Origin of the sequence: Microbacterium trichothecenolyticum (assembly GCF_000956465.1) — a bacterium.
Classification (GTDB): domain Bacteria; phylum Actinomycetota; class Actinomycetes; order Actinomycetales; family Microbacteriaceae; genus Microbacterium; species Microbacterium trichothecenolyticum.
The window spans coordinates 128,449-142,453 of sequence record NZ_JYJA01000038.1 but is presented as its reverse complement, the minus strand read 5'-3'; the positions used below and the strand labels follow the sequence as shown (position 1 = coordinate 142,453).

Genomic DNA, 14,005 nt, shown 5'->3' with positions numbered 1-14,005 from the left:
ACCTCCCCGTGGGAGGCGGCGTTGTCGTCCGCGCGCATCAGCCCTTGACCGCCCCTGCCACCAGACCGCTCGTCATGCGGTGCTGAACGAAGAGGAAGAACACGATGACCGGAACCGCCATGATCGTCGACGCAGCCATGACGAGGGCCCAGTCCGTCGCCTTCGTCGCCTGCACGAAGGCGCGCAGCCAGATGGGCAGCGTGAGCGACTCGGGCCGCGTCATGATGACGAGGGCGAAGACGAACTCGTTCCAGGCCTGGATGAAGGCGAACACGCCGGTCGCGATGAGGCCGGGAGCCAGCAGCGGGAACGTGATGCGCCAGAAGGCGCCCGCGCGGCTGCATCCGTCGATCATCGCAGCTTCCTCGAGATCGGCGGGCACGCCGTTCACGAAGCCGCGCAGCGTCCAGATCGTGAACGGCAGCACAGTGGCGATGTAGACGAAGCTCAGACCGATGATCGTGTTGAGCAGGTACCAGCCGTCGAGCACGCGGAACACCGAGACGATCATCGCTTCTGCGGGGATCATCTGGATCACGAGGATCGCGACGATGAACGATGTGCGGGAGCGGAAGCGGAACCGCGAGACGGCGACCGCGCCGAGGAACGCGAAGACGAGGGTGACCACGAGAGTGATCCCCGTCACCGCGACCGAATTGAACAGCGCGTTGAGCAGGCTGTCGTCGGTGAGGGCCTCCTGGTAGTTGCTGAGCGTGAACTCGTCGGGCCACCAGTGCGGGGTCGTCGAGCGCACGGCCGACGCCGGTAGCAGCGACGTGTTCACCATCCAGTACACGGGGAACAGCGACGAGGCGATCACGACCAGGGCCGCGACGTTCAGGAACACGCGCGAGACGACGCGGCGAGGACGGGCGGTCATGACTCTTCCTTCAGCATCGTGCGGATCCAGTACCCGGAGATCGCGAGGAGGATCACGACGAGGACCACGGAGATGGCGCCGCCGGCGCCGAGGTCGCCCGACGCCATGGACACGCTGTAGATGTAGACGCCGATCGTGTTCGTCTCGGCGCGGACGCCGCCGATCGACTGCAGCGCATAGATCTGCGCGAAGACGCGCAGGTCCCAGATGATCTGGAGGACCAGCAGCACGAGGAGGATGGAGCGCAGGTAGGGGAAGACGATGAGGCGGAACCGCGCGAAGCCTCCCGCCCCGTCCAGGGAAGCAGCCTCGAGCACCTCGTCGGGCACCTGGGACAGCGCGGCGTAGGTGCTGAACGCGACGAACGGGATCGCGCCCCACGTGATGATGATCGCCGCCACGGCATAGAAGCTCGTGGGGTCGATGAGCCAGCTGTGACCGACCCAGTTCTGGCCGGTGATCTGCGTGAGGACGTAGTTGACGAGGCCGTACTGCGTGTCGAAGATCCAGCCCCACACGATGGTGGCGGTCAGCGCGGGCATGGCCCACGCGAGCAGGAGCGACACCGAGACCGCGGTGCGCATGACGGCGCCGAGCTTGGTCATCATGACGGCGATGGCCACGCCGAGGAGCATCGTGGCGACGACGCTCACGACGCAGAGCGCCACGCTGCGGCCGAGCACGGCCCAGAACTCGGGGTCGGTCAGCACGGCGACGTAGTTGTCGATCCCGATGAACTCGGGCGGGGCGCCGAAGATCTGCGCGCGGCCGAACTTCTGGAACGACATGATCACGAGCTGCACCAGCGGCCAGCCGATGAAGACCGCGAGCATGATCAGCGCAGGCGTCAGGAGCGCGAGGGGTGCCCAAGGGAAGCGGCGCCGCTTCGGACGTTCGGGGTCCTGCCGTGACGCGGACGGCGGAGCCGGGGGCGCGGGGGCCTCTGCGGGGACGGTGGTCATGGCGAACCTCCTCTCAAAAGATTGTGTCGAGCCCTGTGCGGGCATGGAACGGGGTGCCTCGCGGCACGAGGCACCCCGTTCAGTGATGTCAGCCGTTCAGGATCGATTCGATCTGCTCGTCGGCAGCGGTGGCGAGCTCCTTGATGTCGCCGCCGTTCGCGATGTTGACGAACAGGTCCTGCATGATGCCCTGCGCCTCGACGTCGGCCCAATTCGGCGAAGCCGGCGTCAGCTTGGCGTTGGCAGCGGCCTCAGCGATGACCGTCGCGAGCTCCGGCGTGGCCGCGGCGACCTTGTCGCCGAGCGAGACGAGCGCCGGGACGAGGCCGTTCTCGGCGAGGATCGTCTGGTACTCGTCGCTCAGCATGATCTCGAGCGCGGTCTTGGCGAGGTCGGGGTTCTTCGACTTCGCGGCGATGCCGACGTTCGAGCCGCCCGCGAACACCTGAGCCGCGCCGCCGTCCATGCCCGGGAGGGCGTAGTAGCCGGTGGTGTCGGCAACGGCGGTCGGCTGCTTGTCCTCGTCGGCGACGATCGACCAGTAGGCCCAGCTCGGAGCCGAGTACGTGGCCGACTGCTCGGTGCGGAAGGGCACCCAACCCTCGGTCTCGTCGCCGTCCTTCGGGGCCAGCGAGGCCTTCGTCATGAGCTCCTGGACCTGCGCGAGACCGGCGAGCGACTCGTCGCTGGACAGCTGCGCGTCCCACTCGTCGCCGTCCTGCACGGCGATCTCGCCGCCGTTCTCCCAGATGAAGGGCAGCGCGTTGTACCAGTCCTTGCCCGGGAAGTAGACGCCCGAGACACCCGGCAGCGCGCCCGCGAGGGTGACGCCGTTCGACACGTACTCGTCGAGCGTGGTGGGCACCGCGACGCCCGCCTGCTCGTACATCGCCGTGTTGTAGAAGACGACGCGGGCGCCCGAGTAGTACGGCGCGGCGTACAGGGTGCCGTCCCAGCTGCCCGCCTCGACGAAGCCGGGGAGGAGGTCGTCGCCGCCGAGGTCGCCCTCGATGTCGGCGAGGCTCAGCAGGGCGCCGCTCGAGGTGAACGCCGGGGCCTGCGTGTTGCCCATCTCGACGATGTCGGGGCTGTCGTTCGACGACAGGCTCGTGGTGAGCTTGTCGACGAGGCCGGTCCACTGCTGTTCCTCGATGACCAGCGTCGACCCGGGGTTCTCGTCCTCGAAGGTCTTCTTCAGGTAGTCGCGGGCGTCCTGCGGCGTGTCGGTGCCGACCAGCCACACACGGATCTCGGCGCCCTCATCGGACGACGAGCCGCCGTTGTCGCTGCCGCCGGCGCAGCCGGCGAGCACCAGTGCCGAGGCGCCGATGAGCGCCACAGCTCCAAGCGTCTTCTTCATGGTGTCTTCCTTCGTTTTTCGGTGTTCTCTTGGTGTTTCGGCTGGGCCGGGTGGCCCATCCGGGGATCGGTTGCTCCGCGGGGAGCGTTCCGTGTTGTTTCGGGATCCGGGGGGATCCCCCGGGGAATCGCGCTGTGTCAGGACACCCCGAGTTGTCCGGACAGGACCATGACGGCCGCGCCGCGCAGGACGATGTCCTGGCCTTGCTCCGTCATCCGCACACGCACGCCTTCGTCGACGGACGGTGCAAGCGTGCGCGCGCGGAGTGTCTCGACGGTCTGCTCCGCAAGGGAGCCGCCGAGGAGTTCAGGGGGGCCGGAGAGGACGATCTCCGACACGTCGAGCGCGCCGACCACGGGTGCCAGGGCGATGCCGAGCCGCTCCCCCGCGTCGCGGAGGATGCCCTCGTGGGCGGCGGGATCGGCTGCCGCGTTCAGCCGCGACGTCAGCGAGGGAACCGAGAGCCAGGCCTCCAGGCATCCGACCTTGCCGCATGCGCACTGCGGGCCGCCGTCGGTGCCGACGGTGACATGGCCGATCTCCCCCGCGGCGAAACGGCTGCCGCGCATGGGCTGGCCTGCCAGCAGCAGCCCGGAGCCGACACCTCGCCCGACCTTGACGAGCAGCACGTCGTCAGGAGCGCCGCCGAACGTGTACTCGGCGAGCACGGCGGCGTTGGCGTCGTTCGCGACGAGGACGGGAACGCCCAGCGCGCCGCGCAGCGCGCCCTCGAGGTCGAAACCGGCCCAGCCGAAGTTGGGTGCCGTGAGGATGACACCCCGATCGTCCACGACACCGGGGGTGCCGACGCCCACGCCAAGCACGGGCGCGTGCGACTCGGCGACGAGCGCGCGGGCGAGTTCGACGACGGTGTCGACGAGAGCGTCGGCGGCGGGGACCGCGACCTCGCGACGCGCGACGATGCCGCCGTCGAGGGTCAGGACGGCGCCGATGAACGTGTCGCTGCCCGACAGGTCGAGCCCGATGATGCGGTGACCGGCGTGGTCGAGGTCGACGAGGATCGCGGGCTTGCCGGGCCCCGAGGCCTCGCGCACACCCATCTCGGCGACGAACCCGTCGGCGATGAGCTCGGCCACGAGGTCGGAGATCGTGACCCGGGTGAGCCCCGTCTCACGCGACAGGTCGGCCCGGCTCATCGCGCCCTGGTGGAACAGGGTCTGGAGCACGAGCGAGCGGTTGTGGCCGCGCGCGTGCTCGGGGAGGACCTTCGCGCCCTGGCGGAGCGTGCGTCCGGGGGCGAATGCACGGGCATTCGTGGTGATGCTCTGCGGCGCGTCGATAATGGAAGGGCCGCGTCGCGCTTCCGTGTTGGGCATGTTTGTTAGTAGACCTTACGAACTAACTTTTCGCAAGTCCCTCACCTCAATTTGAGCGGATGCTTTACAAAACCGTGATCCGCCGTGTTGCGATCGTTACGGAGCCACGCTCGGGATTCGTGCTGTGACCGGCGGTTCGTGCGTGACCAGCCCGTGACCTCGACACCCGGCCGCGTCGCCTACCATGGGTGGAAGCGTTGATCACAGTCGGGGGTGTGGCGTGACGAATCTGGCGACCGAGTCGCAGGCCGGGAAGGCGTCCGGGGATGACGCCGTCCAGGTCGAGCAGGCCGTCGAGGACGAGCAGTCCGCATCGGCGGAGACCGCGGAATCGAATGCCGTGAGCGAGACGGATGCTGAGGCCCCGGCGCAAGCCGAGACGGCCGAGTCCGTCGCGGCTGCGGACGCGGAGGACTCCCCCGCTGACGACGCCGGCGAGGATTCCGAGGCGGAAGCCGAGCCGGAGGCGGAATCGGCGTCAGAGCCTGAGCCTGAGCCCGAGACGGAAGCCGAAGCAGTCGACGCCGCAGACGAGAAGCCCGAAGCTGAGGCAGAGGTCGACGAGTCGGCTGAGCCCGTCGCCGCTGAGGAAGTCGAGCCCGAAGCCGAGCCCGAACCCGTCGACCGAGACGCCGACGACGCCGAGCCCATCGACGGGGCCGAGCCCGAGTCATCCGTCGCCTCCGACACCGATGCCGAGACCGTCGCCGTCGCGACGGCCGTGCTCGCACCCGCGTCCGCGACGGAGCTCGCGCCGACCGCAGACCTCTCCGCCGAGCCCGCGAGCGATGTCGCCACGGCGGCCGGGACCGCGCCGGCCGACGGCTCCCCCACCTTCGCGTGGGCGCCGGCGGAGCCCAAGCCGAAGAAGAAGCGCACCGCGATCTGGGTCAGCGCAGCGGCCGGCGTCGCCGTGGTCGGTCTCGTCGTCTCGTCGCTGGTGCTCATCGCGCCCGGCACCACGGTCGCCGGTGTGCCGGTCGGGTGGCTGACGCCTGGTGCGGCAGCCGACTCCATCGAGCAGCGTCTGGCCGAGACCACGGTCGTGCTCACCGGCGCGGGCGAGGACGCCGAGATCACGGGCGCCGAGCTCGGCGCCGCGGTCGACGCGAAGGCACTCGCCGACGCCGCGTTCGCGCAGCATCCGATGTGGAACCCCACCGCGTGGTTTGCCGCGACCGATGCCGAGATCGAGCTCGACCAGGCCACCGCCGCCGCCGCCCTCCGCGAGGTCGCGCCGCAGCTCTACACCGACCCGACCGACGCGACGCTCGCGTTCGACGCCGCCACCGCGTCTTACGTCGCGACGCCGGCCGTCGCAGGGGCGGGGGTCGACGTGGCCGCCGTCCAGGGCGCCATCCAGGCGGCCTTCGAGGCCGGCGAGACGCGCGTGCAGCTCGACCCGGTCTCCGCCGAGGTCCCCGCCGACATCTCGACCGAGACCGCCGACGCGACCGTCGCGCAGCTGAACGGCATGCTCGACACGGCCGGCTTCTATGTGGGCGAAGAGCGCACGGTGCCGATCGATCGCGCGACGCTGGCAGCCTGGCTCACCGTCGCACCCGACCCCGAGAACGCCGCGTACGACATCACCGCCGACAAGGCGGCGATCCAGGCCGCGGTGGACGGTCTTCCCGCCGCGATCAATCGGCCGGCCGAGAACGGTGCGGTCATCACCAACTCGGCCGGCAAGGTCCTCCGCGAGGAGGCGCCCGGGATCTCGGGCCGCGAGGTCGGCGACACCACGAACTTCGCCTCCGACTTCGCCACGCAGCTGTCCGCCGGCAACGCGGTGTTCGAGACGCCTGTGACCGAGGTCGCGCCCGTCGTCTCCACCTTCGCCCGCACCGTCGAGGTCGACCTCTCCAGCCAGACGGCGACCCTCTTCGAGAACGGCAACGTGGTCGCCTCGTACACGATCTCGTCGGGGCTCTCCGGCACGCCGACGCCCACCGGGCACTTCACCGTGAACGCCTTCACCCGCGTCCAGGACATGGGCGCGCTGTGCTACAACCCGGCCGCGGTGAACAGCTACTGCACGAAGGACGTGCCCTGGATCACCTGGTTCGCACCGGACATCGCGTTCCACGGCGCTTCGAACTTCCGAAGCCGCCTGGGCTTTCCGCAGAGCCACGGCTGCGTGAACATGTGGAACGACGACGCCAAGTTCGTCTACGACTGGACGGCGCGCGGCACCGAGGTCTGGGTCCACGCCTGATCGCGGTCACGCCTCCACGCTCACCCGCCGCCGCGCGGCGACCCCGGCGATCACGAGGGCGAGCCCCGCGACAGCCGTGAGGCACGGCCCGATGATCGCCGGGACCACTCCGGCCGCGTCAGCGGTGAGCGCCGCCCGCAGGAGCGCTGTGGCGGCCGCCGTCGGCAGCGCCGCCGAGATCTGCGCGATGACAGCCGGAACCGTTCCTGCGAGCCCGGCCGCCAGCGCCACGATCGCGATCAGCGCGGCGACGATGCGGCCGGTGGCCCCGAATGCGCCCGCCAGCCCCTGATTCGCGAGGCCGAAGGCCGCGCCGCACAGCATCGCCGACACCACGAACGCGATCCACTCGAGCGGGTTCACGCCCACCGACGTGAGCACAGCGGCACCGACGACGACGCCTTGCGCGGCGCAGACCGCCACGGTCGGAACGACGGCGCGCAGGCCGATCGCGACCGAGCCGGCGCCGCTGAGCAGGCGGGCGGTCGGCACCGCCTGCACGGCGATGGCAGCGACGAGGGCGCCGAGCCACAGCGCGATCATCGTGAAGAGGGGAACGGATTGGATGCCGGTGGCCGGCGTCGCCTGGTCCACCACGACGGGCTCCGCGACGACCACCGACAGTGTGTCGATGTCGTCATCGGTGTAGGTGGGGAGCTGGGTCGACGCGGAATCGAGCCCCGACGACAGCTCGGCGGCGCCGGCGTCGACCTGGGCGGTACCCGCGGCGAGCTGGGCGGCGCCGGACGCCACCTCTCCAGCGCCTCCGCTGGACGAGACTGCACCCGCCGACACCTCGCCGGCGCCCGTCGCGGCGTCATCGATGCCGCCCACGACCCTCGGCAGCGCGGCGGCGAGCGCGTCGTTTCCGACGGCGACGCGGCGCGCGCCGGTCGTGAGATCGCGCAGCCCCGCTTCGGCGGCCTCGAGCTGCCGAAGCGCCTGCGTGGCCCGGTCGCACAGCGTTCCCGGTCCGGGAAGCCCGCACAGTTCGGCGACGACCTCCGCGAAGGCGAGGGTCGCGGCATCCGCCTGTCGAAGCGCCTGGTCCAGCGAACCGGCGACCCGGTTCGCCCCGGCGGCGACGTCCGCGGCCGCACCGGGAAGCGGCTGGGCCGAGGCGTCGAGCTGTGCCAGCCCGGACGCCAGGCCCGCAGCTCCTGCGCTCAGCGATGCGAGCCCTGACGACAGCGCGCTCGCCCCGCCCGAAAGGTCGGCCGCACCCGCCGCCGCCGAAGCCGTACCGTCCGCGACCTGATCCGCTCCCGCGGCCGCCTGGCCGATCTGCTCGGCGATCGTGTTGAACCCGGCGTACACCTGCTGGAGGTATCGGCCGGTGAGCTCCCGGCCGAGGGCCGCGGTCGCGGCCTGCGTCACCGCGCCGGTCAGCGCGGGGTCGAGCCAGGCGGATGCGGGCGTCGTGCGCACCTCGACCACCGCCTGCCGCGCCTGTGCGCCGGGCCCCGAGATCGAGGTGGCGTCGGCCGAGAAGGTCGGGGGGATCCGCACGACCGCCATGTACCGCCCGGCCGCGAGCCCCTCGGCGGCATCCTCGTCGTTGGTGAGCACCCAGTCCAGGCTCGGCGGGTCATCGGTGGTGCCGGCCCCGGGCTGCGCAGGCTCCTGGCCGGCCATCAGTCCCGCGGCGAATTGACGCCCGAGCGGCACGGACCGGCCGTCGACGGTGACGGGCGCGTCGTCGTTCACGATCGCGGCCGTGAGCCGCTCCGGGTGCGACGTGGGTGCGGCGAGCGCCCACGCCAGGATCCCGCCGATCAGCAGCGGCACGATGATGAGACCGATCACCGCCAGGCGGCCGAGCCGCGAGGACCCCGAGGTCGCGCCGAACGCGGCCATCAGTCGGACCCCGCGGGGGCCGCGGAGGCACCACGCGCCGCCACGAGCCTGCGATCGCGGTCGCCGCCGGCGAGTCGCACGACGAAGGGCACCGCGTCGGCGGGCAGCGCCGGCTCGACGTCGACGCTGTCGCGTGCGGCGACCACCATGGCCAGCGACGGATCGGCGGCGCGCGCCGCCGTCAGCTCCGCACGCACGCGCCGCAGCGCCGACGGTGAGCCGACGTCGTCGAGCCCGTCGACGAACACGAGGGCGGGCCCCGAGTCGAGCGCCAGGTCGAGGCCGCCGCCGTTCGGTGGCACGCGCCAGTACGACGTCCGCGCGCGCACGGTGGTGGTGCGGGCCGGCAGCACGAACCCGGCCACCCTGACGCGTCCTTCAGCGAGTTCGGCACGCCCGCACAGCGCGGCGAGCATCGCGCGCCGCTCCGCAGCATCCGCCCCTTCGATCACGAGGATGCCGCCCGACGCGAGCTCCGCGTCCAGCGTGCACTCGTGGGCGTGCGCGCGCGCTCCCTCTGCCGCCAGCGCGAGGTCGCGATCGGGCCAGTCGGCCAAGGCGAGCTCCTCCGCGAGCCCTTCCCCTTCGACATCGAACGACGGCAGCAGGCGGTCCAGCCACGCCGGCATCCACCATGCGTGGTGCCCGAACAGCACGAGCACCGCCGGGATGAGCGTCATGCGCACGAGGAACGCGTCGATCACCACGCCGACGGCGAGCCCGAACGCGATCGGCTGGATGTTGGCATCACCCTCGGGCACGAATGCGACGAACACCGCGAACATGATGGTCGCGGCCGCGGTGACGACGCGGGCGGATGCTGCGAACCCGTCATGCACGGCACGCACCGGCTCGCCGTGGTGCACGTAGTCCTCGCGCATCCGGCTGACGAGGAACACCTCGTAGTCCATCGCGAGCCCGAAGAGCACGCCCATGAGGATGATCGGCATGAAGCTGATGACCGTCCCCACCGATGCGACGTTGAGGGCGTCGGCGAAGACCCCGTCGACGAAGACCAGCGTCGTGAGCCCGAACGCCGCGCCGATGGACAGCACGTAGCCGAGCGCCGCGGTGATCGGCACGACGATCGAGCGGAACACCATGGCGAGGAGCACCAGCGAGAGACCAACCACCAGGATGCCGAACGGCAGCAGCGCGCCGGCCAGCCTCTCCGAGATGTCGATGCCGGCCGCGGTGTATCCCGTCACCGAGAGGTCCACGCCGTACTCGGTCTCGAAGTGGCCGTGCAGGCCGCGCAGCGTCGCGACGAGCTTCGCCGTCGCGACGGAGTCGGGACCGCCCTCGGGGATCACCTGCACGATGCCGGTGTCGCCGGTCTCGTTCGGCGTCGTGAGCGGCACGGACGCCACGCCGTCGACCGTCGCGATCTCCGCCCCGAGGTCGTCCATCAGTCCGACCGGATCCGTGCTCTCGATCACCGACCCCGTCACGAGCAGCGGGCCGTTGTACCCGGGGCCGAAGTGCTCGGCGATGAGGTCGTACGTCTCGCGGCCGGGCTCGCCCTCCTCCATCGATCCCGCGTCGGGCAGGGCGAGGCGCAGGTGCGCCGCGGGGAGGGCGGCGCATGCCAGCAGGCCGACGATCAGCATCACGGTCACGAGCGGCCACCGGGTGACGGTGCGCACCCAGCCGCGGAAGAATCGTCCCGGCGCCCGCGGGGTCTCGGCCGGCACCGCGTGCGCACCCTCCGGGTCGGTCGCATCGCCCGGGGCGGCAGCATCCGTCGCCTCCTCCGCGTCCGCCTCCGCCTCGGCCGGGTCGATGAGCGCCACCTCGGCGTCGTCGAGCGGAGGCTTCTCGCCCTCGTCATCGACGGCGTCGGCCGGCGCCTCCACGTCGACGACGGCCGCAGCATCCGTGTGCCGTGCGGGACGGTACCGTCGCGGCACGACGCGCCATTTCGCGAACGCCAGCAGCGCGGGCGTCAGCGTGAGCGAGACGAGCACGGCGAGGGCGACCGCGACGGCCGCGGCGACGCCCATGGTCGTGAGGAACGGGATGCCCGCGACCACGAGCCCGAGGAGCGCGATGATCACCGTGAGGGCGGCGAACACCACCGCCGACCCCGACGTCGCGATCGCTCGAGCCGCGGCCTCTTCCGGCTCGACGCCCTCCTTGAGCTGGTCCTGATGTCGCGCGAGCACGAACAGTGCGTAGTCGATGCCGACGGCGAGGCCGAGCATGAGGGCGAGCAGCGGCGTGGTCGAGGTGATCGTGGTGAACCGCGTCGCGATGAGCACGATCGACAACGAGGCGCCGACGCCGACGATCGCGGTGACGAGCGGCAGCCCGGCGGCCACCAGCGACGCGAACGTGAACACCAGCACGGCGAACGCGACCCCGATGCCGATCAGCTCGGTGATGCTGATGCCCGTCGAGCTCTGCGAGAAGAGCTGCCCGCCGACCGACACCTCGGAGCCCGTGGGCAGGGCGTCCTGCAGCGCAGCTCCCGCATCCTGCAGTGCCTCGCCGGTCGAGGCGTGCACGGCGGTGCCGCTCACGGTCAGCTGGATCGGCACCAGTGCGGCGTCGCCGTCGGTGCTGATGTTCGCCGACGCCGCCTGGCCGTATGGGGACGTCGCCGACGACACCTGCGGGATCTCGGCGATCGCATCGACGGATGCCTCGACCGCAGCCTCGAAGTCGGGATCGGTCGCCGATCCGCCCGGCGGCGCGACGGCGATCAGCTGCGCCGACCCTCCGCTGACCTGCGGGAACGTGCGGCCGAGCGCGTCGAGCGCCTCCTGGGACTCGGTCCCCGGGATCGTGTACGTGTTGTCGGTGCCTGTGCCCAGCAGCGCCGCGCCCGCGAACAGCGCCATGAGGAGCGCGATCCACACGCCCAGCACCAGACCGCGGGCGCGGAAGGCCCAGCGCCCGAGCGTGTAGAGCGCAGACGACATCGTCTCCCCTTGGACGGGCCGCCCCTCCCCAGCGGCGGTGGCGCCCCCAGGGTAGAGCCGTGCGACCCCGCCCGGCAACAGCCCTGGAGACGACGAAGGGGCGCATGCCGCAGCATCCGCCCCTTCGCGAGTCGGTCGTCAGAGCGCGTCGATGACCTCGTTGAAGGTCTGCGACGGACGCATGACACCGGCGACCAGCTCGGCGTCGGGGCGGTAGTAGCCGCCGATCTCGACGGCCGAGCCCTGCACCGCGAGGAGCTCGTCGACGATCTTCTGCTCGTTCGCGGCGAGCGCCTCGGCCACCGGGGCGAAGGCCGCCGCGAGGTCGGCGTCGGCCTGCTGCTTGGCGAGCTCCTGCGTCCAGTAGAGGGCGAGGTAGAAGTGGCTGCCGCGGTTGTCGATCGTGCCGAGGGCGCGGCCGGGCGACTTGTCGTTCTCGAGGAAGGTGCCGGTCGCGGCATCCAGGGTGTCGGCGAGAACGCGCGCCTTGGCGTTGCCGGCGAAGTCGGCGAGGTGCTCGAGCGACGCGGCGAGCGCGAAGAACTCGCCGAGCGAGTCCCAGCGCAGGTAGTCCTCGGCGAGGAGCTGCTGCACGTGCTTGGGGGCCGAGCCGCCCGCACCGGTCTCGAACAGGCCGCCGCCCGCGAGCAGCGGGACGATCGACAGCATCTTCGCGCTGGTGCCGACCTCGAGGATCGGGAACAGGTCGGTGAGGTAGTCGCGCAGCACGTTGCCGGTCACCGAGATCGTGTCTTCACCCTTTCGCAGGCGGTCCAGCGAGTACTGGGTCGCGGCGGCGGGCGCGAGGATCTCGATCGTGAGGCCGTCGGTGTCGTGGTCGGCGAGGTAGGTCTTCACCTTGGCGATGAGCGCCGCGTCGTGCGAGCGGTTCTCGTCGAGCCAGAACACGGCGGGGGCACCGGTGGCCCGGGCGCGCGTGACCGCGAGCTTCACCCAGTCACGGATCGCGACGTCCTTCGTCTGGGTCGCGCGCCAGATGTCGCCCGGGGCGACCTCGTGTGCGAGCAGCACGTCGCCGGCCGAGTTCACGACCTGGACGGTGCCGGCGGCGGAGAGCTCGAACGTCTTGTCGTGGCTGCCGTACTCCTCGGCGGCCTGCGCCATGAGACCCACGTTCGGGACGGTGCCGATCGTCGCGGGGTCGAGCGGACCGTGCGCGATGACGTCGTCGATCACCGTCTGGTAGACGCCGGCGTAGGACGAGTCGGGGATGACGGCCAGCGTGTCGGCCTCGCCCCCGTCGGCGCCCCACAGCTTGCCGCCGTTGCGGACGAGGGCGGGCATCGACGCGTCGACGATGACGTCGGACGGCACGTGGAGGTTCGTGATGCCCTTGTCGGAGTTGACGTACGACAGGCGCGGGGTGTCGGTCGCCGCGGCGAACGCGGCGGCGATCTCGTCGCCGCCCTCGACGTTCTTGAGGCCCGCCAGGATCGCGCCCAGGCCGTCGTTCGGGGTCAGGCCGGCCTCGGCGATCCTGTCGCCGTAGGCGTCGAAGACGTCGGCGTAGTACGCCTTCACGACGTGGCCGAAGATGATCGGGTCGCTGACCTTCATCATCGTCGCCTTGAGGTGCACGGAGTAGAGCACGTCTTCCGCCTTGGCGGTCTCGAGTGTCTCGGCGAGGAACGCGTCCAGCGCAGCCGCAGACAGGAAGGTGCCGTCGACGATCTCGCCGGGAAGCACCTTGATGCCGGTCTTGAGCTCGGTGGTGGTGCCGTCGGCCGCGACGAAGCGGACCGAGAGCACGTCGTCGGCGGGGATCACCGTGGTCTTCTCGTTCGACTTGAAGTCGTCGTGCCCGAGGGTCGCGACGCGGGTCTTCGAGCCCTCGCCGAAGGCCTTGTTGCGGTGCGGGTGCTTGCGCGCGTAGTTCTTCACCGACAGCGGCGCACGGCGGTCGCTGTTGCCCTCGCGCAGGACGGGGTTCACGGCCGAGCCCTTGATGCGGTCGTAGCGGGCGCGCACGTCCTTGTCTTCGAGCGACTGCGCCTCGTCCGGGTAGTCCGGGATGTCGTAGCCCTGCGACTGCAGCTCGGCGATCGCGGCCTTGAGCTGCGGGATCGAGGCCGAGATGTTCGGCAGCTTGATGATGTTGGCCTCGGGGAGCGTCGCGAGGCCGCCGAGCTCGGCGAGCGCGTCGCCGACCTGCTGCTCGGGCGTCAGGTTCTGCGGGAACGCCGCGAGGATCCGGCCCGCGAGCGAGATGTCGCGCGTCTCGACGTCCACTCCCGCCTGGCGGGTGACGGCCTGCACGATCGGCAGGAACGATGCGGTCGCGAGGGCCGGTGCCTCGTCGGTGTAGGTGTAGATGATGGTCGAGTCGGTCACCAGTCACGTCCTTCTTGCGGGTCGGCGTTCAGCCTATCGCAAGCGGCCGAGATATCTCGACGTCAAGATACTTCGGCGTATGAACACCGTGTTAATCCGACTTCCGGACGATGCC

8 protein-coding genes are annotated in these 14,005 nt (G+C 70.9%); 1 reads left to right on the top strand and 7 read right to left on the bottom strand.

Annotated features, from left to right (window positions below):
* Positions 1-37: 37 nt before the first annotated feature.
* The 4 genes from RS82_RS14870 to RS82_RS14855 all read right to left on the bottom strand — a co-directional run bounded on the left by RS82_RS14870 (position 38) and on the right by RS82_RS14855 (position 4,539).
* On the bottom strand, positions 38-880 hold the full coding sequence (locus RS82_RS14870; RefSeq protein WP_045300821.1) for a carbohydrate ABC transporter permease: 843 nt from the start codon (positions 878-880) through the stop codon (positions 38-40).
* On the bottom strand, positions 877-1,842 hold the full coding sequence (locus tag RS82_RS14865) for a carbohydrate ABC transporter permease (RefSeq protein ID WP_045300819.1): 966 nt from the start codon (positions 1,840-1,842) through the stop codon (positions 877-879). Before RS82_RS14865 ends, RS82_RS14870 begins: the two co-directional genes overlap by 4 nt.
* 88 nt (positions 1,843-1,930) lie before the next feature.
* On the bottom strand, positions 1,931-3,202 hold the full coding sequence (locus RS82_RS14860) for an extracellular solute-binding protein (RefSeq protein ID WP_045300817.1): 1,272 nt from the start codon (positions 3,200-3,202) through the stop codon (positions 1,931-1,933).
* Between the two features lie 137 nt (positions 3,203-3,339).
* Positions 3,340-4,539 (bottom strand): ROK family transcriptional regulator, encoded by a 1,200-nt coding sequence (locus RS82_RS14855; RefSeq protein ID WP_045300815.1) that lies wholly within the window; start codon positions 4,537-4,539, stop codon positions 3,340-3,342.
* A 220-nt stretch (positions 4,540-4,759) separates the two neighbouring features.
* Between RS82_RS14855 and RS82_RS14850 the strand changes: the two genes are divergently transcribed.
* Entirely contained in the window at positions 4,760-6,757 is a 1,998-nt protein-coding gene (locus tag RS82_RS14850) for a L,D-transpeptidase family protein (RefSeq protein WP_045300813.1), read from the top strand.
* 6 nt (positions 6,758-6,763) lie between these two features.
* Here the strand turns inward: RS82_RS14850 and RS82_RS14845 are convergent, their stop codons facing one another.
* From RS82_RS14845 to RS82_RS14835, 3 genes are all read right to left on the bottom strand, one after another.
* Complete coding sequence (locus RS82_RS14845; protein WP_045300811.1) at positions 6,764-8,614, bottom strand: YhgE/Pip domain-containing protein; 1,851 nt, start codon at positions 8,612-8,614, stop codon at positions 6,764-6,766.
* Complete coding sequence (locus RS82_RS14840) at positions 8,614-11,538, bottom strand: MMPL family transporter (protein WP_052676863.1); 2,925 nt, start codon at positions 11,536-11,538, stop codon at positions 8,614-8,616. Before RS82_RS14840 ends, RS82_RS14845 begins: the two co-directional genes overlap by 1 nt.
* A gap of 138 nt (positions 11,539-11,676) precedes the next feature.
* The gene (locus RS82_RS14835) at positions 11,677-13,890 is read right to left on the bottom strand and encodes an NADP-dependent isocitrate dehydrogenase (protein WP_045300808.1); all 2,214 of its coding nucleotides are present in this window, start codon (positions 13,888-13,890) and stop codon (positions 11,677-11,679) included.
* Positions 13,891-14,005: the final 115 nt, after the last annotated feature.

What these genes read in the sequence shown, in the direction of transcription:
- RS82_RS14840 (WP_052676863.1), bottom strand. Translation starts at nt 11,538, where the DNA reads ATGTCGTCTGCGCTCTACACGCTCGGGCGCTGGGCCTTCCGCGCCCGC.
- RS82_RS14870 (WP_045300821.1), bottom strand. Translation starts at nt 880, where the DNA reads ATGACCGCCCGTCCTCGCCGCGTCGTCTCGCGCGTGTTCCTGAACGTC.
- RS82_RS14845 (WP_045300811.1), bottom strand. Translation starts at nt 8,614, where the DNA reads ATGGCCGCGTTCGGCGCGACCTCGGGGTCCTCGCGGCTCGGCCGCCTG.
- RS82_RS14855 (WP_045300815.1), bottom strand. Translation starts at nt 4,539, where the DNA reads ATGCCCAACACGGAAGCGCGACGCGGCCCTTCCATTATCGACGCGCCG.
- RS82_RS14860 (WP_045300817.1), bottom strand. Translation starts at nt 3,202, where the DNA reads ATGAAGAAGACGCTTGGAGCTGTGGCGCTCATCGGCGCCTCGGCACTG.
- RS82_RS14865 (WP_045300819.1), bottom strand. Translation starts at nt 1,842, where the DNA reads ATGACCACCGTCCCCGCAGAGGCCCCCGCGCCCCCGGCTCCGCCGTCC.